This window comes from Aminiphilus sp. (genome assembly GCF_029975095.1).
GTDB lineage: Bacteria > Synergistota > Synergistia > Synergistales > Aminiphilaceae > Aminiphilus.
This window is the reverse complement of the sequence record NZ_JARKPW010000170.1, coordinates 1-20444: the sequence shown is the minus strand read 5'-3', so window position 1 is coordinate 20444 and position 20444 is coordinate 1. Positions and strand designations below refer to the sequence as shown.

The 20444-nt window shown below is 59.4% G+C and carries 20 protein-coding genes; 11 read left to right on the top strand and 9 right to left on the bottom strand.

Annotated elements, in window-relative coordinates:
- Positions 1–312: 312 nt before the first annotated feature.
- The 4 genes from Q1K49_RS10540 to Q1K49_RS10525 all read left to right on the top strand — a co-directional run bounded on the left by Q1K49_RS10540 (position 313) and on the right by Q1K49_RS10525 (position 4713).
- Positions 313–573, top strand: coding sequence for a stage V sporulation protein S (locus Q1K49_RS10540; RefSeq protein WP_029165399.1), 261 nt, complete (start codon positions 313–315; stop codon positions 571–573).
- Between the two features lie 102 nt (positions 574–675).
- Complete coding sequence (hisS, locus tag Q1K49_RS10535; protein WP_300525838.1) at positions 676–1968, top strand: histidine--tRNA ligase; 1293 nt, start codon at positions 676–678, stop codon at positions 1966–1968.
- An 86-nt stretch (positions 1969–2054) separates the two neighbouring features.
- On the top strand, positions 2055–3851 hold the full coding sequence (gene aspS / locus Q1K49_RS10530) for an aspartate--tRNA ligase (RefSeq protein ID WP_300525840.1): 1797 nt from the start codon (positions 2055–2057) through the stop codon (positions 3849–3851).
- 181 nt (positions 3852–4032) lie between these two features.
- Positions 4033–4713 carry a metal-dependent hydrolase gene (locus Q1K49_RS10525; protein WP_213694357.1) on the top strand — a complete coding sequence of 227 codons (681 nt, stop codon included), beginning with the start codon at positions 4033–4035 and terminating at the stop codon, positions 4711–4713.
- Between the two features lie 117 nt (positions 4714–4830).
- On the opposite strand, the gene Q1K49_RS14920 is transcribed toward Q1K49_RS10525, so the two are convergent.
- The 5 genes from Q1K49_RS14920 to Q1K49_RS10505 all read right to left on the bottom strand — a co-directional run bounded on the left by Q1K49_RS14920 (position 4831) and on the right by Q1K49_RS10505 (position 9546).
- Positions 4831–5124, bottom strand: a complete 294-nt coding sequence (locus Q1K49_RS14920) for a hypothetical protein (protein WP_366146064.1) — start codon at positions 5122–5124, stop codon at positions 4831–4833.
- Complete coding sequence (locus tag Q1K49_RS10520) at positions 5125–5697, bottom strand: MurR/RpiR family transcriptional regulator (RefSeq protein WP_366146063.1); 573 nt, start codon at positions 5695–5697, stop codon at positions 5125–5127.
- 77 nt (positions 5698–5774) lie between these two features.
- The gene (locus Q1K49_RS10515) at positions 5775–7199 is read right to left on the bottom strand and encodes an MATE family efflux transporter (RefSeq protein ID WP_300525836.1); all 1425 of its coding nucleotides are present in this window, start codon (positions 7197–7199) and stop codon (positions 5775–5777) included.
- Positions 7196–8290: a radical SAM protein gene (locus Q1K49_RS10510; protein ID WP_300525834.1), complete on the bottom strand. Its 1095-nt coding sequence runs from the start codon at positions 8288–8290 to the stop codon at positions 7196–7198. Before Q1K49_RS10510 ends, Q1K49_RS10515 begins: the two co-directional genes overlap by 4 nt.
- 380 nt (positions 8291–8670) lie before the next feature.
- Positions 8671–9546: a triphosphoribosyl-dephospho-CoA synthase gene (locus Q1K49_RS10505; protein ID WP_300525832.1), complete on the bottom strand. Its 876-nt coding sequence runs from the start codon at positions 9544–9546 to the stop codon at positions 8671–8673.
- Positions 9547–9769: 223 nt separating this feature from the next.
- Between Q1K49_RS10505 and Q1K49_RS10500 the strand changes: the two genes are divergently transcribed.
- From Q1K49_RS10500 to Q1K49_RS10480, 5 genes are all read left to right on the top strand, one after another.
- The gene (locus tag Q1K49_RS10500) at positions 9770–10279 is read left to right on the top strand and encodes a metal-dependent transcriptional regulator (RefSeq protein ID WP_300525830.1); all 510 of its coding nucleotides are present in this window, start codon (positions 9770–9772) and stop codon (positions 10277–10279) included.
- A 58-nt stretch (positions 10280–10337) separates the two neighbouring features.
- Positions 10338–10583, top strand: coding sequence for a glutaredoxin domain-containing protein (locus Q1K49_RS10495; RefSeq protein ID WP_300525828.1), 246 nt, complete (start codon positions 10338–10340; stop codon positions 10581–10583).
- A gap of 16 nt (positions 10584–10599) precedes the next feature.
- Complete coding sequence (locus Q1K49_RS10490; RefSeq protein ID WP_300525826.1) at positions 10600–11475, top strand: LysR substrate-binding domain-containing protein; 876 nt, start codon at positions 10600–10602, stop codon at positions 11473–11475.
- A 236-nt stretch (positions 11476–11711) separates the two neighbouring features.
- The gene (locus Q1K49_RS10485) at positions 11712–13634 is read left to right on the top strand and encodes a lytic transglycosylase domain-containing protein (protein WP_300525824.1); all 1923 of its coding nucleotides are present in this window, start codon (positions 11712–11714) and stop codon (positions 13632–13634) included.
- A 26-nt stretch (positions 13635–13660) separates the two neighbouring features.
- Complete coding sequence (locus tag Q1K49_RS10480; protein ID WP_300525822.1) at positions 13661–14143, top strand: YbaK/EbsC family protein; 483 nt, start codon at positions 13661–13663, stop codon at positions 14141–14143.
- 123 nt (positions 14144–14266) lie between these two features.
- On the opposite strand, the gene Q1K49_RS10475 is transcribed toward Q1K49_RS10480, so the two are convergent.
- From Q1K49_RS10475 to Q1K49_RS10465, 3 genes are all read right to left on the bottom strand, one after another.
- Complete coding sequence (locus tag Q1K49_RS10475; RefSeq protein ID WP_213694694.1) at positions 14267–14692, bottom strand: PPC domain-containing DNA-binding protein; 426 nt, start codon at positions 14690–14692, stop codon at positions 14267–14269.
- 77 nt (positions 14693–14769) lie between these two features.
- Complete coding sequence (locus Q1K49_RS10470) at positions 14770–15954, bottom strand: MFS transporter (protein WP_300525819.1); 1185 nt, start codon at positions 15952–15954, stop codon at positions 14770–14772.
- Between the two features lie 22 nt (positions 15955–15976).
- Positions 15977–16960 carry an asparaginase gene (locus Q1K49_RS10465; protein WP_300525817.1) on the bottom strand — a complete coding sequence of 328 codons (984 nt, stop codon included), beginning with the start codon at positions 16958–16960 and terminating at the stop codon, positions 15977–15979.
- 91 nt (positions 16961–17051) lie between these two features.
- On the opposite strand from Q1K49_RS10465, the gene trkA reads away from it, so the two are divergent.
- Complete coding sequence (gene trkA, locus Q1K49_RS10460) at positions 17052–18416, top strand: Trk system potassium transporter TrkA (RefSeq protein ID WP_300525815.1); 1365 nt, start codon at positions 17052–17054, stop codon at positions 18414–18416.
- Positions 18417–19868, top strand: coding sequence for a TrkH family potassium uptake protein (locus Q1K49_RS10455; RefSeq protein ID WP_300525813.1), 1452 nt, complete (start codon positions 18417–18419; stop codon positions 19866–19868).
- Between the two features lie 313 nt (positions 19869–20181).
- On the opposite strand, the gene Q1K49_RS10450 is transcribed toward Q1K49_RS10455, so the two are convergent.
- Positions 20182–20444: LUD domain-containing protein (locus Q1K49_RS10450; protein WP_300525811.1), on the bottom strand; the 263-nt coding region annotated here is incomplete at its 5' end.

The following is a 20444-nucleotide window of genomic DNA, read 5'->3' as shown; positions in this document are numbered from 1 at the left end:
TTTCAGGACCGGCTGGTTTTGCATACCCTCTTTCAGGGCTATATTCTGCTGTCAAGTTGCGTCTTTCTAAAAATCCCTCAATTCCTTTCCGGTTACTTCACCTCGTCTATCCCTCTTGACTTTTGATAGCTGGTCTCCTTGCTTGCGCGGTCTCTGAGAAAGGGATATACTCACCATCGGATCCCTGTCTCTGGTTACCGTTTCTTCATGTAGCGCTTCTTCACGGCGAGATCCACTATGGACGAAGAGATGGCGGACGCAGGTCTTCAATCCGCCTCGCTTTCAAGTGTGATCGGGAGGAGGCGGAAGTCCATGGAGGTTCTGAAGGTATCCGCGAACTCGCAACCCAAGGCTGTGGCGGGTGCTATTGCTGCAGTGCTTCGAGAGCAGGGGGGCGTCGAGGTGCAGGCCGTCGGTGCCGGGGCGGTGAACCAGGCGGTGAAGTCCATTTCCATCGCCAGAGGGTACGTGGCGCCCAACGGTATCGACATGATCTGCATACCTGCTTTCGCCAAGATCGAGATCGACGGCGAGGAACGCACCGCCATCAAATTTCAGGTGGAACCCCGCTGAACACGGTCACCGGCGCGATTCGTGCGTGCGTGCGCGGCGGCTCGACCCTCCGGGTCGGGTCGCTTTTTCATATGGATCAGAGACCAGAAGGAGGCGTAGGGCATGGAAAGCATCAAGGCACCCCGCGGAGTTCGGGACATTCTTCCCGAAGAGTCGTGGAAATGGGCGTTTGTCCTGGATGTCGCCCGTCGAACTGCCGAGGATTTCGGCTACGCGGAAGTCCATCTTCCCGTGTTCGAGCACACGGAACTCTTTTCCCGGGGTATCGGTGAGACGACGGATGTGGTGGAAAAGGAGATGTACACGTTCCAGGATCGAGCGGAACGGAGCCTTACTCTTCGCCCCGAGGCCACGGCCTCCATGGTTCGTTCCTATCTCGAACACGGTATGCACCGGGGGGTGCAGCCCGTCAAGCTGTGGTGCGCCGGTCCCATGTTTCGCTACGAGCGTCCGCAGAAAGGGCGTTACCGTCAGTTCTGGCAGCTTGACGTGGAGGCGATCGGTGCGGCGGATCCCTTCGTCGATGTGGAGATCATCGCCCTTTCCCTGGAGCTGTACCGACGTCTCGGGCTTTCCAATCTCGAAGTGAAGGTCAATTCCGTGGGGTGTCCCGAATGTCGTCCCACCTATCGAAAGACGCTGCGGAGCTTTCTCGAACCTCGCCTGGACGAGCTGTGCGATACCTGCCGCAGTCGGTTCGACAGGAATCCTCTTCGTATTCTGGATTGCAAGAACCCCCAGTGTGCGGCCATCGCGGACCAGGCCCCCTCGGTGGTGGAGAGCCTCTGCGGGGAGTGCGGCACCCATTTCGGGCTTCTGCAGCGGGGGCTCGAAGGAATCGGAGCGAGTTTCTCCCTGGACAAGCGCCTGGTGCGGGGGCTGGACTACTATACGAAGACCGCCTATGAAGTGCTCTCGGGGGATCTGGGAGCCCAGAACGCCGTGTGCGGCGGAGGGCGTTACGATAATCTCGCCGAGGTCATAGGCGGACCGCATGTGCCGGGTGTTGGTTTTGCCGCGGGCATTGAAAGGATCGTTCTCACCATGGAACAGCAGGGATGCTTTATGGGCTCGGCTCCCCGCCCGGCTGTCTTCGTGGTCTGTCCCGACGAAGAGGCACGCCCGGAGGCGTTCGCGTTGCTGCATCTTCTGCGGCAGTCCGGCGTTGCTGCGGACATGGACTTCACCGGGAAGGGAATGAAAGCGCAATTGAAGGTTGCGGCGGGCAAGGGGGCGCTCCTGGCCTGCATTCTCGGCAGCGAAGAGCTGCGCGCTTCCCGGCTGGCCGTCAAGGATCTCGAGAGCGGAGAGCAGCATCTGTACGCTCGGGAAGAGGGGGTCGCGTCGATTCGCAGTCTCCTCTCGAACAAAGGAATTTCCCGGAAAGACGACTGAGCCGGGCGAGCCTTTCTCCGGTCGCATCGGCGGCCCCTCTTTGCGAAAAGGGACGAAACTCTAGGAATACGAAGGTGATGGGTGTTATGGAGCGGCGGTTTTTCGATGCGACATGGAAACGAACGGTCTATTGCGGGGAAGTCGGCTCACGTCACGAAGGAACGGAAGTGCGTCTCAACGGATGGCTCCGTCGCCGCCGTGATCTGGGGGGCATCATCTTCATCGAGTTGTGGGATCATACGGGGATTGTCCAGATCGTATTCAACCCCGAGGAACAGGAAGCGATCCATGACCTGGCGGGAGAGCTGCGGAACGAGTACGTGCTCGCCGTCCGGGGTGTGGTACGTGCCAGGCCCGCCGGAACGGAAAACCCCTCGATTGGTACAGGGTTTCACGAGGTCGCGGTTTCGGATTTTCTCCTCCTTTCTCCGAGCCGTGCTCTTCCCTTTGACATGAACGATGTGGACAAGGTTGACGAAAACCTCCGCCTCCGCTACAGATATCTGGATTTGCGGCGTCCCAGGCTGCAGCACAATCTTCGGGTCCGCCACCGGATCGCTCTGTTTACGAGAAACTTTCTCTCCCGGGAGGGTTTTCTCGAAGTGGAGACGCCCATGTTGACCAAATCCACACCCGAGGGTGCTCGGGACTACCTTGTCCCCAGTCGGGTCAACCCGGGAATGTTCTATGCCCTTCCTCAGTCTCCCCAGATCTTCAAGCAGATTCTCATGGTAGGTGGCTGCGACCGCTACTACCAGATCGTGAAATGCTTCCGCGACGAGGATCTTCGTGCGGATAGACAGCCCGAATTCACCCAGATCGACATCGAGATGAGCTTCATTACCGAAGAGGATATTCAGTCCCTTATGGAGCAGTTCATGCAGGGACTTTTCAGGGACATTCTCGGCGAGGAGCTTCCGTTGCCTTTTCCCAGGATGACCTGGAGAGAGGCGATGGAGTCCTACGGAAGCGACAAACCGGATCTTCGCGTTTCCGCAAAACTTGTGGACCTTCACGACGTCTTCGCCGATTCGGGAATGGAGGCGTTCCGCACCCTCCTCACCGAGAAGGGAAGTGTCCGCGGATTGCCCTTTGCCGGCGGAGCGGCGCTGTCGCGGAAGGAGTTCGCAGAGCTGGAGGCGAGAGCCAAGGCCCTTGGTGCGGCGGGTCTCGCGGTTTTTCAGGTCAAGGAAGGCACCCTCAAGGGACCTCTTGTCAAATTCCTGGATGAGGAGGCCCAGAAACGGCTCCGTGCTACGGCTCAACTCGGCGAGGGTGACGCGCTCCTCGTCGTGGCGGACAAGGACTGGAGGAAGGCCTGTGGCATCCTCGGTACGCTGCGGCTCGAACTCGCTCGGGAACGGAATCTTGTCGAGGAAGGATGGCGCTTTCTTTGGGTCACGGAGTTTCCCCTGCTCGAGCGGGACGAGGAGGAGAACCGGTGGGTTGCCGTGCACCATCCCTTCACCTCGCCGAACATGGAGGATCTCGGGCTTCTGGAGAGCGATCCCGGTAATGTGCGTTCCCGGGCCTACGACATGGTTCTCAACGGCAACGAGGTGGGGGGAGGTTCCATACGCATTCACGATCCGGAGGTGCAGCAGAAACTCTTCGGTGCCCTGGCCTTCACACCTCAGGATGCGGAGGAGCGCTTCGGCTTCCTTCTCGATGCGCTGCGGAGCGGAACGCCGCCGCACGGAGGCATCGCCTTCGGGTTGGACCGTCTGGCCATGCTGCTCTGCGGCGGGCGTTCCATACGGGATGTCATGGCCTTTCCCAAGACGCAGAAGGCTCAGTGTCTCATGTCCGGAGCGCCGGGCCTGGTGGAGGACCGCCAGCTTGCGGAGCTTCATGTGACGAGAGCGCTTCCCTCGAAGGAGTAAGCTCAAAAAACGGAGTCTTCGCGGCAAAAGGGACGAGGGGAACAATGCGGAGGTGGAGTCCATGGGCACTCCTCTCCGCATTGTTGTGTTTTCTTTCGAGAAGGCCGGGATGGTTCCGGTATAATGGAGCCGATGGAAGTGCGGGCCCCCGCGCGAATGCCGGAACAAGGAGGAGACGGGAATGCAGATAACGTTTCTCGGACATGCCGCGTTTTACGTGAAGAGCGAAGGGCTCTCGGGTCTCATCGATCCCTTTCTCTCGGGAAATCCAAAGGCCGCATGGACGGCGGACTCCGCGAAGGACGTGAACTACATTTTCCTCACCCACGGCCACGGGGATCATCTCGGTGACACCGTGGCCATTGCGAAACGCACCGGGGCGACGGTGGTCACGAACTTCGAACTCGCGGCCTATCTTGAGCGGCAGGGAGTCGCCACCCACGCCATGCACATTGGTGGTCGGGCCATCTTTCCCTTCGGCAGAGTGAAGCTGACGCCGGCATGGCACGGCTCGGGCATTGCCCACGGTGACACCGTGCTCTACGGGGGAACTCCCGCGGGTTTTCTCTTGGAACTCGAGGGCAGGAAACTCTACCATGCGGGCGATACGGGGCTTACCATGGAAATGCAACTCCTGGGCGACGAAGGGATCGATGTGGCGCTGTTGCCCATCGGAGGGAACTACGTCATGGATGTGGAGGACGCCGTGAGGGCCGTCGGGTTGTTGCGTCCCAAAGTCACCGTTCCCATGCATTACGATACTTTCCCGCTCATTTCTGCCGACCCGGAGCATTTTGCGTCCCTTCTGCGGGGGAAAACGGAGGTGCGGATTCTCGCCCCCGGCGAGGTGTTCACCCTTTGAAACGGTGCAGGCCGACACGGGGTCCATGTCGGCCTGCACGCGGAATGACTCCGCAGAGTTCGGGATGAAACGAAGGATCCCCTTTCGGGAGGCGCATTCGCGCCTCCCGAAAGGGGATCAGTATTTGAGACCGAAGACGGGATGGAAAATGCGCGTGTCGTACAGGAAGGCCGTCTGCTCCTCCAGCGCCTTTTTCGCCTGTTCTCCCAGGCTGATGGCGAGGGCCGAGGTGAGGACGTGCACGAGGAAGAGCGGTCCGATAATGCTGCTCCCGAAGGTCGGGCTCGCGGCACTTACGAAGAGGGCGAGTTCACTCTCCTTGCAGACGGGAGCGGCGGGGCTGTCGGTAATGCTGATCACCGAGGCGCCCTGTTTCCGGCAGATCGCGACGGTTTCGGTGACTTCAACCACCTACCGGGGCAGTTCGCAGACCACGAGGAGGTCCTCAGGCCCGACGGAGCGAGCCTGTTCGATGAGCGTGAGGGATCCCCGCCGAAGGGAATGTCCGCCGAGTCCCATGACGCGGAGGCGCATGTAGAGGGATTCCGTGACGAGCGAAGAGATGCCCCAGCCGAGGCAGTAGATATCGCGGGCCTTGCGGATCAGGCGACAGAAGGCGAGGACTTTTTCCTGGCTGAGCTGGGTCCAGGTGTCATCCAGATTTGCGTGTTCCATGCGAAGAATGGTCTCGTGAAGGCTTTCCTCCCTGTCCACGGATTTCGCGAGCATCGCTGCAGGATTGACCTGCTCGAGAATGGCTTCTTGCAGCGCGTCCTTGAGCTCCGCATAGCCGGCGAACCCAAGCATGCGCGCTACGCGCACCAGCTGCGCCTTGGACACTTCCAGTTCGTCCGCCACTTCGCCGATGGAGCGAAACGCAGCTTCCCTCATGTTGCCGAGGAGATAGGCTACGGCTCGCCTCGCCTTGGTGGGCATCTGTTCCATTTTCTCCTGCATCAGCGCCTGGAGATGCGAGCGATCCATGGAGGTCACCGTCCTGTGAGCGTGATGAACTTCGGTAACATTAACGTCACTTTAGTGTACGGAATACAGGAGGAAAGTCAAGACGACGGGACGTCGAGTTTCTCTATTCGTTTTTGTGCGATGGCAAGAAAGACCAGGGAGAGCGCGAAGGCGACGAGCGCTGAGAGAGGCTGGCACCACCAGACACCATCGATGCCCCAGAGCGCGGCGAAGAGATACGCCGCAGGAGCTCGAACGACGAGAGTCCTCACGATCTGGACCGTCATCCCGAAGAACGTGTACCCCGTTCCCTGGAAGAAGCCGTTGTAGGTGATATCCAAAGCAGTGAAGACGTAGCCTGTCACCGAAGCGCGAATGGAGGCCGCCGCCATGGCGGCTACCTCCGGGTCGGGGCGGAAGAGGGCGAGCAGGGGATGGGGGAATGCAAAGATGAGTGCTCCCACGATGAGCATCATGATCGTATTGGTCGTCGCTGCCAGGCGGACGCCTTCCTTGATCCGTCCGAGGTCGCCTTTGCCGAGATTGTGTCCCACAAAGGGGATCAGTGCGGCATTGATGCCGAAGACGGGCAGAAAAGCAAGTCCCTCGATGCGGTTGCCGAGCATCCAGGCTCCTATCGCGTCGGACCCGAACATGGAGAGGACCTTGTTCACACCGGCCATGCCGAGGGACATGCTGCTCTGGGAGAGGGCAACGGGGAGTCCCACAGCGATGATGCGTCTCCATGCGACGGCAAAAGTCGGTTCCCAAAGAGGAAAGAGTGGCAGGGTGATGTCGCTTGACCTGCGCAGTGCCGAGGCCACGTAGAGAATCGAGGCGATGCGGCCCACGAGAGTGGCGAGGCTCGCCCCCGCGATACCCCAGCCGAAGGTGAACATGAACAACGGATCCAGCAGCGCGTTGAGTCCGTTGCCGAGGACCATGCTCACCAGAGGAACCATCGTGTTGCCCTGGCTGCGGAAGGTGCTGTCCGCGAGGATGGAATAGGCCATGAGGGGCATGCCGAGAAGAATCCAGTAGTTGTAGCGGTAGCACTCTTCCAGAACCATGTTCTCGCCGCCGAGGGCCGCGAAGAAGATGTCCGAGAAAGGTCTGTAGAGAAGGGGCATGGTCGTCAGTGAAAGGAGAAGCGTAAGAATCAGTCCTGCCCGCGCGGTGGTACGGGCGCTTGCAAGATCGTTCGCTCCCAGATTTCGGCTCACGAGGGCCGTGCATCCCACGGCCATTCCGTTGGTGAGAGCAAAAGAGATGAACAAAAGAGGAAAGGTGAGGGACGCCGCGGCAAGGGGGGTTCCTCCGAGCCAGGCGATGAAAATCGTGTCCACAAGATAGAAAAGGGTATGAAAGAGCATGGATGCCATGGAGGGAAGGGCAAGGCGCAACAGTGTCCTGCCCACAGGGCCGGAACCCATGTCCAGGCCTTTGTTCCGGGAACCTCCGGTCACATCCTCTTCCGGGGGACGTGTCGTTGTTTCGTGTTCCGAGCCGGCATTTTCCTTCATGGCACGTTCCTCTCTTCATTGTCCGCCTTGTTCACCTTTGCTCCATGCGTTCCGTTGCCTTTGTCGCCGGGCATGTTTTTCGAGGAGCCGCTCCTTCTCCGGTTTTTCGCCTCTCCAGTCCAGAAAAGAAGACGGAGCACCTCGACGGGCTCTGCACCGGTGATGCGGGAGAGAAGGCGTATTCCCCATCCGCCGTGTCCCGTGAGCAGGGAGCGCTGTGCTGCGGGAACGACCCAGGGACCGCGGGGGGTTGTTTCGGCAAGCTCCAGTGCCAGAGCCGAGCCTCGGACCAGTTCACCCAAGGCCGGGTGGTAGGGACCGGCGACGACGGAATTGCGCAGAGAAACCGTTTCCTGGAGTCCGATACGCAGAACGGGAAAACCAAGTTTTTTTGCAAGCAGAAACCATCGGCCTCCCTGTATTGCCGCGTCCTCCACGGAGAGCGGTTTGTATCGTCCCTGGTGAAAGCGCCGTTCCAGCTCCGTACCGGCAAGAACGAGACAGGGATACAGACGCAACGGAAGTTGCCGGGAGTCCGGAAGAGCGGCGAGGCGGCGGAGGTCTTCCAGTGCCGAGGAAAGATCTTGCTCCGGAAGACCCAGCATGAGTTGGACGCCGACAGGTAGGTTGCGGGCACGAAGTTTTTCGATGCCCGAGATGACCGCCTCTCCGTCGTGATTTCGGTGTGATGCGATGAGGACCTTTGCATCGAGCGAAGCAGCCCCGAGTTCCGCTGCTGAGATCGGATAGGTCTCCAGTTCTTCCAGGATAGAGGCGTCGTCAAGGCAGCGGGGATGTGTGGAGAAACGGAGCAGACTGCCCGGAGGAGCTTTTCGGAAGGACTGCAGATATTCCCGAAGAAGTGGTCTGGGAAGGCAGGTGAAGCTGCCTCCGAAGAAGCAAACTTCGCACGGCTCGGGAGACGGCGTTTCCTGCCTTTCCACCGAGGAGACGCCTCTGCTGCGAGTGAAGAGGGTTTCTGCGACATCCCGGGGAGAGGGCGGTTCAACTCCGGTGATTTCCCGCTGATCGCAGTAGACGCAGTGGGAAGGGCACCCCTTCATTGGAAGAAAAAAAGGAATCCGCCGCATGGTGTCGTACCCCCTGCCCTGCGTTGAAGCGCGGAAACGTTCCGGTCGGTTTTTCTCTGGATCGGTCTCGGTTGTTGCGGACGGTTCCCCGGATGCGGGAGGCATTATACGCGGCAGCGTCACCGTTGACAAGGAGTGCTGCGGACCAGGCGACAGAAGCGCCCTTGTCTCGGCGACGACCGTTCTCCCGCTGACTTCCTCCTCATGTCACCGTCAGGGTCGGGAGCAGTCTTTTCGCCCTGATATCTCAAATGCTTCAGGACGCATGTCCCGTGTCGCGCCTCAATGTGGTTCGGAGACGAGCGCTCCCGTGCTTTTCCTCGTCGGTGTCATCCTTTCGAAAAAGCGCTCTTGTGTGGCATGAGTTCCGAGAAAAGACCTCATTCGAAAAACCGGCTTCCGATTTCCTCGCACCAGTGGAGAAACACTGTTGCCGCGAGAAGGTCCGCCGCACCTCCCGGGCTGATCCCTTCGGAGGAGAACCGTTCGCCCAGCGAGCGTAACCCGTGTCGCCCCTCGGTGGTGAAGACGCTTCCCTGCTCGAGCACTTCCAGAACGATCCGTTTGTATTCTTCCATCCAGAAGAGAAACCCTTTTCGATGCATGACGTTGCTGTCCTCGCTGACGAGCATGAGGTGAAGCAGGCAGTGTAGGGCTGCGTCGTTGAAGGAACTTCCCCTTTGCAACGCGTCTTTCAGAGCGGGAAGACCGTGGTGGAGCAACGCGGGAAATCCTGCCTCGGCTTCTCCTCTGATTCCTGTGACGCCGTGCTCCAGGTAGAGTTTCTCACCATGGGTCAGGGGTCTCGACGGGAGCGACGAACGTAACGGTGCGAGTTCTCCGGCCACGCATCCCCGAATGGGTAGAGAAGCGAGGTGGCAGAGGCACTCTGCAGCAGGTGGGGTTTTCAGTGCCACACACCGTCCTCCGCCGTACAGGAGTAGGGAGAGAATGAAGATCAATCCCTTGTGGGTGTTTATGCCTCCCGTTGCGGAGAACATGGTTTTCTCCATGGAAAGACCGTTGCCCCGAAGGCGGACGAGCGCTTTTTCGGGAGGGACGGCCTCCAGCCCCACCCGGGCCTGTTCCCGCCATTGAGGTGCGAGAGATCGGGCGCTCGTTACGAAGAGGTCGAAATCCATGTCCTTGTGGGCTCCCGAGGAAAAACGATCCACAAGGCCTGGCTTCGGCGCTGCGTAAACTTCCCAAAGGGCGGCGGCGGCGGCGAGAAATCCGAAAAGTACGTCCGCTGGCATGTGTGAGACCCCCTGTCTGTATGGCTCGTCGCTGTGTTGTCCAACGTGTTCCGCGATGCGGAGAGACGGCGGTGCGTCATGGCGCACCAGGAAACGAAGGATCTCGTGATACCGTTCGCCTCCATCGGCAGGCGGGCACAGGAATTTGTGTTGACGGAAAGCGCGACGTGAGGCATACTCAAACTAAAATAGAAAGCACTAACAAAGGTAGGTTGATTTGTGTATGGCAACCGTGACGTCCCGAGGCGAAGATTACCTGAAGACAATATACAAGCTCCAGCGGGAACGCAAGGTAGTGCGCATGAAAGATCTCGCCGCGGAACTCGGTGTTCGGGCGCCCACCGCAGTGGGGGGTGTTCTTCCCCTTAAGGAGGAGGGACTTGTCTGGCAGGAACGGTACGGTTATTTGGAACTCACGGAGGCGGGGGCCGGTCTGGCCGAGGAAATCATCGAAAGAGAACGGCTTCTCGGTGCCTTTTTCCGGGATGTTCTCGGCCTTGACGAGGAGGCGGCCTTGTCGAACGCCTGCGCGGTGGAGCATTGCATTACACCTGTCTGCCAGGAGCGTTTCACGGCCTTCCTCCGTTTTCTGCACGTCTGTTCTTTGCCGACGCCGCGCTGGCTTCAGCGGTATCATGAGTACCTCAGAACGGGAGAAATTGTCCGATGCAGTTGTAATCACAGCGATGCCTGTACGTGTGGAGCTTCTTCGGAGATTGTTCACGAGTCGTGAAGAGGTTTGCGCCTCGTGGTACAATCCCTGAAGATTTCGTCGAATGGAGGAAAACGAAATGACCATCCGGCTTTATAGCACATCCACATGTCCCTGGTGCGAAAAGGTGAAGGCATACCTTCGGAGGCGGGAGGCGGCGTTCGAGGAACTCGATATTTCCAGGGATTCGAGCGCGGTGGAGACAATTAAGACTCTCACGGGCCAGGTGGGTGTTCCCGTCCTCGACATCGATGGGCGCATCATTGTCGGATTCGACCGGGACGCCATCGACGACGCGCTCGGCGCGTTCGTCGAGGCGAGCTGACCCTTCGGAAAAAATCGTGGACAGCAGGGAACTCGAGAGTTTCATCACCACTGTCGAAAAAGGGAGTATTTCGAGAGCGGCCGCCTTTCTGGGACTCTCTCAGCCCGCAGTGAGCAAGCATATTTCCAAACTTGAAGAGGAGCTTGGAACGGATCTTCTCGTTCGCGGGCACGCTCGCTCGTTGTTGACCCGTCAGGGAGAGGTCGTTTATCGCTATGCCCTGCAGGTCCTCGAACTTCAGAGGGCTGTTCGCAAGGAGATCGCCGAGACTTCCGGAGAAGTGGAGGGCCTTGTCCGCCTCAGTGCCAGTTCGATTCCGGGAGACTTCCTCCTGCCGGAACTTCTCGTTCGTTTTCGCAGGAGCTATCCCCGAGTGGAAGTGGAGGTGTCCGTCTCGGACACGAAGCAAGCGCTGTCGGATCTGATGGAACGACGTGCGGATCTGGCCGTGGTGGGAGCCGAGCGGAATCTGCCCGGGCTCGCGAGTACCCACTTCTTCACGGATGAACTTGTCCTCCTTTGCCCTCGGGAACATCCCTTCGCGAAAAGGGAGTCCATTTTGCAGGAAGATCTTGCCGGGCAGGAATTGGTGGGGCGCATCGATGGATCGGGAACTCGCCATGTTCTTGAAGAAGCGCTTCGGAATGAGGGACGGGCGATTCCCGCCTCGCCGCTGCGTTTCGGCCATACCGCCGCATTGGTGAAGGCCGTCGCGGCCGGAGGGGGGATTGCGGTGGTCTCCTCGCTTGCGGTTCCTCCCGACGGCAACCTTGTGGCGCGTCCCTTCGCCCCGCCTCTCCTGCGCCCGTTCTTCTTCGTGCACGGTAGCCTGGCTTTTCGGCCGGTGAAGACCCTTGTGGAATTTCTCCGTCAGGAGGTGGAGACGTCGTGAGGTTGTTCGCGGAGAAAGTGTTCTTTCACTTCCTGTCTTCGTGGCGTTCGCGATTTCTTTCACGAGAACGCCTCCGGATTTCGTTGGTACTCTTCTTTTGCATCGGTTTTTGCTTCTGCGTTCTTGCCGGACAACCTTCCGGAGCGGAGGGGAAAGAAAACGATTCCGTAGATGTCCTTTTCTGGAACAGAAAATGGCAGCCTCTGAATGCTCTTGTTGTTGCCAGGAGTGCCGATTTGTCCCCCCGGGAGCTCTCTGTCGCTGCGAACGCCCTCTGGCTGCAGCGGCGTTACGGAGAGGCCATGGAGCTTTTTCGCAAAATCGGGAAGGAATGTCCTCGGGAATTACACCCTTATATGGAGATGCTCTTTGTCCTCGGGGAGGAGCGTTCGGACAGAAAGCAGGCCGGACTTGAAAGGGCGAAGAACCTCTGGGAAACCGCACCTCAGGGGCTCAAATATTATGTAGCTTATGCGCTGGCCCGACTCGAACGGGATCTCGGCAACACCGCGGCGAGTCGCACATGGTTCCGTCAGATGGTGAAACTCGGAGACGACAAGACACTGCGCAAGCCTGCACTCGACGCACTTCTAGCGTTTCCCGAGGCGGAAACGTCCGATGTGCTCCGCATGCTCGACGATTACCCCATGAATCGAGCGGCCCTCAAACTTCTGGGAAAAAAGAAAAATCTCGGTGCCGATGCCCTGACGAAGCTGGGCTATGCCGCCTACGTGGATCAGAACTACGCCAAGGCGGCACAGTTTCTCCAGGAGGCAGAGAAGAAGGGTGCCGGAGAAAGGGCCCGATTTTGGCACGCTTTTTCGCTGTACCGCATGGGAAAGGGAAATGAAGGGATCGAACTCTGGAGGACCGTGGCGGTCTCGGGAGACCGCTATGCGGAACGAGCAGTGAAACGGTTGGATATTGCCGCGAGAAACGGCTATCGTGACGCCGTTCTTTCCATTCTGTCCGAAGTGGCGGAAAAACGCACGGGAAGACCCGGGGAGGCCGCGGCGTACTATCTCATGCGGCTTCAGGAAAAGAACGCTCCGGAAAAGGCTCTGAAATGGCGGGAGAAATTGTTGCAGGAAGCCCCCCGCAGCTTCTATGCGGCGGAGCTTCTTTGGGAGGATGGTTGGCGCGCCTGGTTGCGCGACGAGTGGAAGACCGCTGCACGATTCTGGGAACAAGGGCTCGAAACCTCCGCCGGAGGTGACTGGCCTGCGAGGTTCCTTTATTGGAGTGCCGAGGCGCAGGAGCGGATCGGAGACGGTGCATCCGCCGCCCGGAACCGCCATCGCCTGGGCGAGTCATTTCCAACGAGCGTCTATACCTTTTGGCTGAATCCCCAGGGATCGAAACCCATCTCCGACGACCTGCCGCCTGTTCTTCAGGGAGAGGGGAGCCTCCTCGAACAATGGGGCTTCGTCACCTATGCGAGAATCCAACTGGGAAAGAGTTCCTCCCCCAAGGATCGTTTTCACGCGGCCCGGATTGCCCGATGGCAGGGGGACATTCGGGGGGCCTATCATCTGGCGGGAACGTTGGCAGGGCTTCTTCAACAGGGAAAGACGCTACCGCGAGAGTTGCTGGAGATGCTTTATCCCCGGCCCCACGAAAAAGAAATTCTCGCTGCGGCACAGCGTTTCGGGGTGGACCCGCATCTGCTCTGGGCGGTCATGCGTCAAGAAAGTGCCTTCGACCCCAACGCCACCAGCTATGTGGGTGCCATGGGACTCATGCAGCTCATGCCTGCCACGGCAAAGGGCGAAGCGAAAGGATTGGGCATGGAGCTGGGCAACGCCTATAAGCCGGAGACGAACATTCTTTTGGGAACAGCCCATCTTTCCATGAACCTCAAGCGGTTCGACGCCGTCGAACATGCCGTCGCCGCCTACAACGCCGGTGGCGGGGCTGTGAAACGCTGGCTCGAAAACGGCCGGGACATTCGTGAATGGGCGGAGAGTGTTCCCTACGAGGAGACCAACGGGTATGTCCGCAAGGTCATGGCCAATCACTTTGTGTACAGCCTGCTTTACGCCGGGTCCGCGCCGTCGTCCGGCGAAAACGGCGGGACCTTGCAGGGAGGAGAGGCTTCTGAGGCACCCTCCGAGGTGGAAGTACAGGAATTCGTCGAGGAGGAAGCAGCCCAGGAATAGAAAAACACCGAGGAGGGGAACGGCCGTTGCAGCAGACGCAGCAAGCGGATCCTGTCGAAAAAGTCCGTAAATGGCTCCACGAAGCGGGATTTCCCGTGGAGATCCGAGTGACCGAGGCGACCATTTTTACCGTTGAGGATGCCTCCATGGCCGTGGGTGTGCCGCCGTCGGAGATTCTCAAGAGTATTCTGCTTCTCGCCGATGAAAGGCCCGTGCTCGCTCTCATGAGCGGTCCGAACAAGGTGGATCTGAAGAAGGTGAAGCGGCATCTGGATGCCCGAAAGGTGCGCATGTGCGATCCCGATTTTGTCTTTGCCTACTCGGGGTTCCGCATCGGCGGTGTTCCTCCCGTGGGATATCCGGAGCAGCCTTTTGCGTTGCTTGACGAGGACCTCTTTCAGTTCGCCGTGGTGTGGGCGGCGGCAGGGTCGGATCACGCTTTCTTTCCCGTTGCGCCGGAGGAGTTACGACGCATCACCGGAGGCGAGGCCAGGGACATCAAAAGGTGACGATGTTCTTGGTGTTCTTGACTCCTTTCCCATAACCGCTCCAATGCATCCGACGCAACGAGGGAGCCGCCGCGGGCTCCCTCGTTGCGCGTCTCGCGTTCTCCGTTGTCGCCTCTTTCCCGGTTATTCTCTTTTGAGCGGGAGAATCGCGTCGAACCACCCGTCGAATTTGCGGGCGAGACTGATGGTATTCAGTGGTTTGAGGAAGAGTTCCACGTTATGGTCCGCCACTGCTCGGAGGAGGTGCCCCCCCACCACGGAGTGATCGGGTTTGCTCAAGGCGCCGTGCAGGTGGGGATAGAGCGCTTGGTCCTTAATGCTCACGTTGCCGCTCAACGCAAGAAGTTCGAAGACCTCGCCGTACTCCTTCGTCACGTATTCGTTGCCGTTGAACCAGCCGAACGTGACGTCCCGCAGCATTCCCACGCCGCCTACGACCACGGCGGAATCAATGTTGTTCTCCTCACACACTCGGGCGATACAGCTCCGCACATCTTCACCCTCGGAGAGCCGGATGGCCACTATTTCGCTGGTCGCCGCGTAACGCATGGTCTCCACCTCCTCGTTTCTTGTGCTTACTCGTATTCTACCATAGCACAGTGAAAGTACAATGGGTAAGGCGAATTTCAGGAGAGAATGTCCGGCCGTTTTTCTTCGGAAGAGGGGGGAGAATCGGAAGATGTTGGTGCGGCCTCAGGGCGGAACCACTTCCAGCAGGCTGCCGTGGAGGCGACGGCCAATCCTCCGGACAGAAAAAAGATCGAGGTGAGAGAATGGCCGCCGATGCTGCCCCCGAAAAGCGGGCCAAGCGCCCATGCGGTGTCCTGGGACGTCATGTACCCCGTGAAGGCGGCGTTGCGTTTCTTCGGAAACAGCCGTGCCGTAAGGGCCATCATCGAGGGATCGAGCGGTCCCTGAAAGAGGCCGTAGAGTCCTGAGAAAAGAGCAAGTACGGCGGTCGTCTTTGCCAGGCTGATGCCGAAGACGGCGATGGAGATACCGCAGAGCGAGGTGAGGACCACGGACATGGGGAGGAAGAGACTGATACGCCGGGCCAGAATTCCCCTGGTGAGGAGATTGCCGAGGCTGTAGGGAATGAAGAAGGCCGAAGCGTAGCTGCCCCGGGATGCGGCAAGGAGTGCGACGAATGTCTGCACGATGCAGTTCACGAGGTTCTGCGCGAAGGTGATCGTGAGAATCTGCCGGAAAAGGGAATTCCGTAGCATGTTTTCGGAAGAGCTCCGGCGCTCCTCCGGAGGGGCGCCCCGGAAGGTGAGGAGAGATGCACAGAGCAGGGCGACGAGGGCCAAAATTCCGAGGGAGAGGAAAAAGAGCCCCACGTGCTCCGAGAGGAGGAGCTTCTCCGCAAAGGGAACGATCACCAGTTGTGGCAGGATGGTGGTGAGTCCGAGCCAGGAAAGCCCGCGCTGAAGGAAGGGGAGAGGAAGCGCATGTGAAGCGTAGACGATGTATGCCACGAGGAGCAACGACAGGGAGACGCCGTGGAGCATTTTTGCCGGAACCAAAAGCCAAAAGCGGTCGCCTGCCAGATACATCGCCAGAGAGGCCAGGGCGAGAAGCGCGGAGGCGAGCATGAGAGTCGGTTGGGGCCCCATGTGATCGAGAATCCATTTGACGGCGGGACGAACGAGGACGAGTGCGCAATCCATGGAAAAAGCCAGCCAGGCCACATCCATGGTGGAAAACCCCCATCGGACAAGTTGGATGGGGAAAGCAAAGAACGTCATAGCGACGCACAGATGAAGAAACGCGGTGCTCCACAGAAGGAGATAGTCTCTTTTCCAGGTCATGGGTGCGGAAGGACGCGTGTTCTCAGCCTTCAAGAAGGTAGCGCTGGAGATCTTTTCCGGCGAGTCCGGCACCGAGGCCGACGGCGAGGCGAAGACGTGCCTGTTGAGGGCGGAGCGCCCCTCCGTCGAGAACGCCCATTTCCATGAGCCTGGCGGCGCTTCCCTCGTAGGATCGGTTCTTGACGACGCGCCCCTGATTGCATCGGGAGGTGACGACAAGAGGGATTTCCCTGCGCACGAGGCTTTTCAGGTGAGGCAGCCACGAGGGGGGGACATTGCCCATGCCGAATCCGGCGATGACGAGTCCGTCCAGGTCCGATGCCTGGCTCAGGCAGGCGAGAAGGCGGTCTCCGCTTCCCAGAGACGCGGTGATCAGTTCGACTTCCCTGGCGGGAATGACGGATTCTCCCAGTGCGGTGGGGCGTGTGGGGCGCCGGTTGACGAGGACCTGTTCTCCGGCGATTTCACCGATAGGGCCTCTTCCCGGGGCGGCGAAGGCATCTCTCCGGTGGCTCACGTCTCTCGTCACTTCCGAGGCGCTGAAAATCTGGTCCTGCATGCACACCACGACACCGAGCCCCCACACGGATTCCGACGTAGCGGCGAGGAAGGACTGATACAGATTGACCGCTGCATCGGAGCCGAGGTTTTCCCACTGGACGAGCGCTCCGGTGAAGACCACGGGTTGCGGATAGACCCAGAGAAGGTCCGTGAGGTAGGCCACTTCCTCCAGAAGATCTGTTCCGGAGGAGACGACGATGCCGGAAACGCCGTCTTCGACGAGTTTTCGCAGGAGTTCCACCAGATCCGTCGCCATCCGTATGGTATAGTGGCTCGTGGGTTGGCGGCTCCATTCCACGATCTCCACGTCCAGTTCGCTCAAGTCTGGAAAGATGGAAAGGTCGTAAAGAGGATGTTCCTTGCCGTTCTCTTCCTTTTTCTCTCGGGAAGGGGGCAGGGTCGGACCGCCGGCGATGACGAAGGCGAACGTACCGCGTCTGGGCAAGAGATGACACCTCCTTGAAAATTCCCGAAAGAGTGTACCACCAAAGCGGGGACGAGGAAACGTTCATCGGTTTGTGAAGAGGTGAGAGATTGTGCGCATAGTGATCGTCGGAGCGGGGGAAGTGGGATTTGCCGTGGCGTCGCAGCTCTCCCAGGAGGGGCATGACGTCACGGTGGTCGAGGCGGATGAAGCCAAGGCCGCCAAGGTTGAAAACGAACTTGACGTGATGGTCGTCCGGGGGAACGGAGCCCGTCCTCATGTCCTCGAACGGGCCGGCATCTGTGTCCCCTGCGCTACGGATCTGCTCATCGCCTGTACGAATCACGACGAAGTGAACATCCTCGCATGCTGGATCGCGAAACGGGCGGGAACGCCCAAGGTGATGGGGCGGGCCAGAAGCCTGGAATTCACGGACAACGAAAACTGGTCCCGGGAACTCGGCATCGACATGCTCATCTCCCCTGAGCGTTCCGTCGCCCGGGAGATCGAGGAACTGCTCGCCGTCTCCTCCGCTGTCCGGACCGTGGAGATCGCCGGAGGGAAGGCGGGAGTCTATGCCTTCCGCATTGCCGAGAGGTCCCCTCTTGTTGCGACGCCCTTGAAAGAATTAAGAAAATCCTTTCCAACTCTTGTTTCCGTCGTAATCTATGTGGACAGAGGTGAAAAGGGGTTTGTCCCCTCCGGTGAGGATTCGCTCCTTGCGGGTGACCTTTGCTATGTGGTTTGCGCCAGGGATCAGGTCTGGCGCTTGGAGGAACTGTTCGGCCTGCGAAAAAGCCGTCCGCTCCGCCGGGTTCTCATCGTGGGTGGAGGAAAGATAGGATACCAGGTTGCCCGAAGATTGGAACTCCGGGTTTCCGGGGTGGACATCCGCCTCATCGATCAGGACAGAGAGAAGTGTGACCGGCTTGCCGGAGAGCTGGAACGCACCATCGTGCTCTGTGGCGAAGGTACCGACAAGGAACTGCTCCAGTACGAAGGCGTGGCCGAGGCGGACGGATTCGTCACCACCACGGCGAGCGACGAGGCGAACATTCTCATCGGCATTCTGGGGAAGAGTCTGGGTGCGGCGAAAAGCGTCGCCGTGGTGCGGCGGAAGTCTTTCCTCCAGATGGAACGGCATGTGGAAGTGGACGCCATGGTGAATCCAAACCAGGCCCTGGCATCCATCATCATGCGGCATGTCCGTTTCCCCAGGGCCTCGGGGCAACTCTCTCTCCTTGAGTCCATTGGTGCGGAGATGTTGGAGACCACCATCCCCGCATCGAGTTCCGCCGTAGGGGAGGAAGTGCAGAAATTGGGACTGCCCAAGGGAATCATCCTTGCTCTCGTGGAGCGGGGGAGAGAGGCCTTCGTCCCTTCGGGGGACACGGTTCTGCGCGAGGGCGATAGGATCATCCTTTTCGCCTCCAACGAACTCATGCCCAGAGCCCTTGAGGTCCTGGGGGTGGAATAGATGCGTTTCTCCATCGTCTGCAGGGTACTCGCCCTTGTCAGTGCCGTGGTCTCTCTCTTCATGATCTGGCCCATGCTCTGGGCCGTCAAGGATCGGAGTGTCGATCTGTCTCCGCTGTTCTTCTCCTTCTGCGTCGGTCTTCTCCTGTCGGGCCTTCTCTTCGCATTGGGGAAGAATGCCGCAACTGCGGAACTCGGCCCGAAAGAGGCCTTTGCCGTAGTGTCTCTTTCGTGGATTGTCGCCTCCGCCATCGGAGGCCTCCCCTTCCTGTTTTCCGGAACGGTGACGACCTACACGGACGGTTTCTTCGAGGCCATGTCGGGGTTCACCACCACCGGGGCCTCGGTTTTGACGGATATCCAGTCCAGTCCGAGGGGAATTCTCTTCTGGAGAAGCCTTACGCACTGGCTGGGGGGGATGGGGATCATCGTGCTGAGTCTCGCGGTGCTTCCCTTTCTCGGGGTGGGAGGGATGCAGCTGTACAAGGCGGAAGTCCCCGGCCCCATTCCGGAGAAACTGACTCCCCGGGTGCAACAGACGGCGCTTCTTCTGTGGGTCGTTTATGTGCTCCTTTCGCTGGCGGAGACACTCGCGCTTCTCCTGGGGGGCATGCCCCTCTTCGAAGCACTCACGCACACCTTCGGAACCATGGCTACAGGAGGGTTTTCTCCGCTCAATGGGAGCATCGGGCAGTATGACAACGCGTATTTCGACTGGGTCATCACCTTCTTCATGTTTCTCGCGGGGGCGAACTTCGTCCTGCATTTTCTCTTTCTCAAGGGAGACCGGGGAGCCTTCTGGCGGGACCCGGAGTTCCGTTTCTACACGCGGCTCGTTCTCGGGGCGACGATCCTTGTCACTCTTTTTCTTGTTTTCGGGGGGCCTCGTGAGGATCCGCTGACGGCTCTCCGCCACGCGGCCTTTCAAGTGGTGAGCATTCTCACCACCACGGGCTTCGTCACGGCGGATTACGAGATGTGGCCTTTCCTGCCGCAGATGCTTCTTCTTCTCCTCATGTTCATAGGCGGATGCGCCGGATCCACGGGAGGCGGACTGAAGAACATTCGTGTCATGGTCATCCTGCGCCATGCCAAGGCGGAAATGCATGCGCTTCTTCATCCCCAGGGTATCTTTCCCATTCGTGTTGGCGGCAAGGTCGTGCCTCGCGACGTGGTGGGGTCGATCACGGCGTTTTTTCTGCTCTATATGGCCCTTTTCGCCGGAGGGACCCTTATTATGGCGGCTCTCGGATTGGATGTGCTCACCGCCGTAGGCAGTGTTGCCGCAACGCTCGGTAACATCGGTCCCGGCATCGGGGGAGTGGGGCCCATGGACGACTACAGTGCTGTTCCTTCCCTCGGAAAGTGGGCGCTTGCCTTGTTCATGCTTCTCGGACGGCTCGAGATCTATACGGTTCTCATGCTCTTCCTCCCCGGAACATGGCGGAGATAGGAAAACGCCGTCGGGGAGAGACGCGGTTGACCGCATCTCTCCCCGACGGTTGCAGTCTTCGGGAGTGCGACGTAACGGTTTGCGTGTGGCTTTGTCGGGGGCGCACGGCACTCCGTTTCACGAAAAGGATGTTCCCTGCGGCGCGTCGCGTTGCGAGCTCGCTGGATTATGCTCCGCACGGGGGCTCAAAACAGGAAAAAAGTCGAGGAACCTCTGAAGAGGACTGCGTCCGCCCCGCAGGGAGCCTCGCAAATCCTGATGCGACCCGAGTCAAGGGAAAACGAAAGGCCTTTATTCCGGGATTCCTCAAGGTTTAGAAGCCCAGATGCTCTCCCACGATGATCACATGGATCTCTCTTCCGAAGGGTGCCCGTTCCATGGTGAGAACCGCCCGGCATGCCCGCTGGGGATGATTGCAATCCACGCAGTGGCCGACTTTCGCACAGGGGATGTCCATGGCAAGACGAAGGGCGTTGATCGGCGTGGCCCAGTCGCGTATCTTGACCAGGGCCTGTTCCAGATTGCGGGCGATCTTGTTGATGCCCGCCACGAGAATGACCTTGCTCGTTCCCCAGG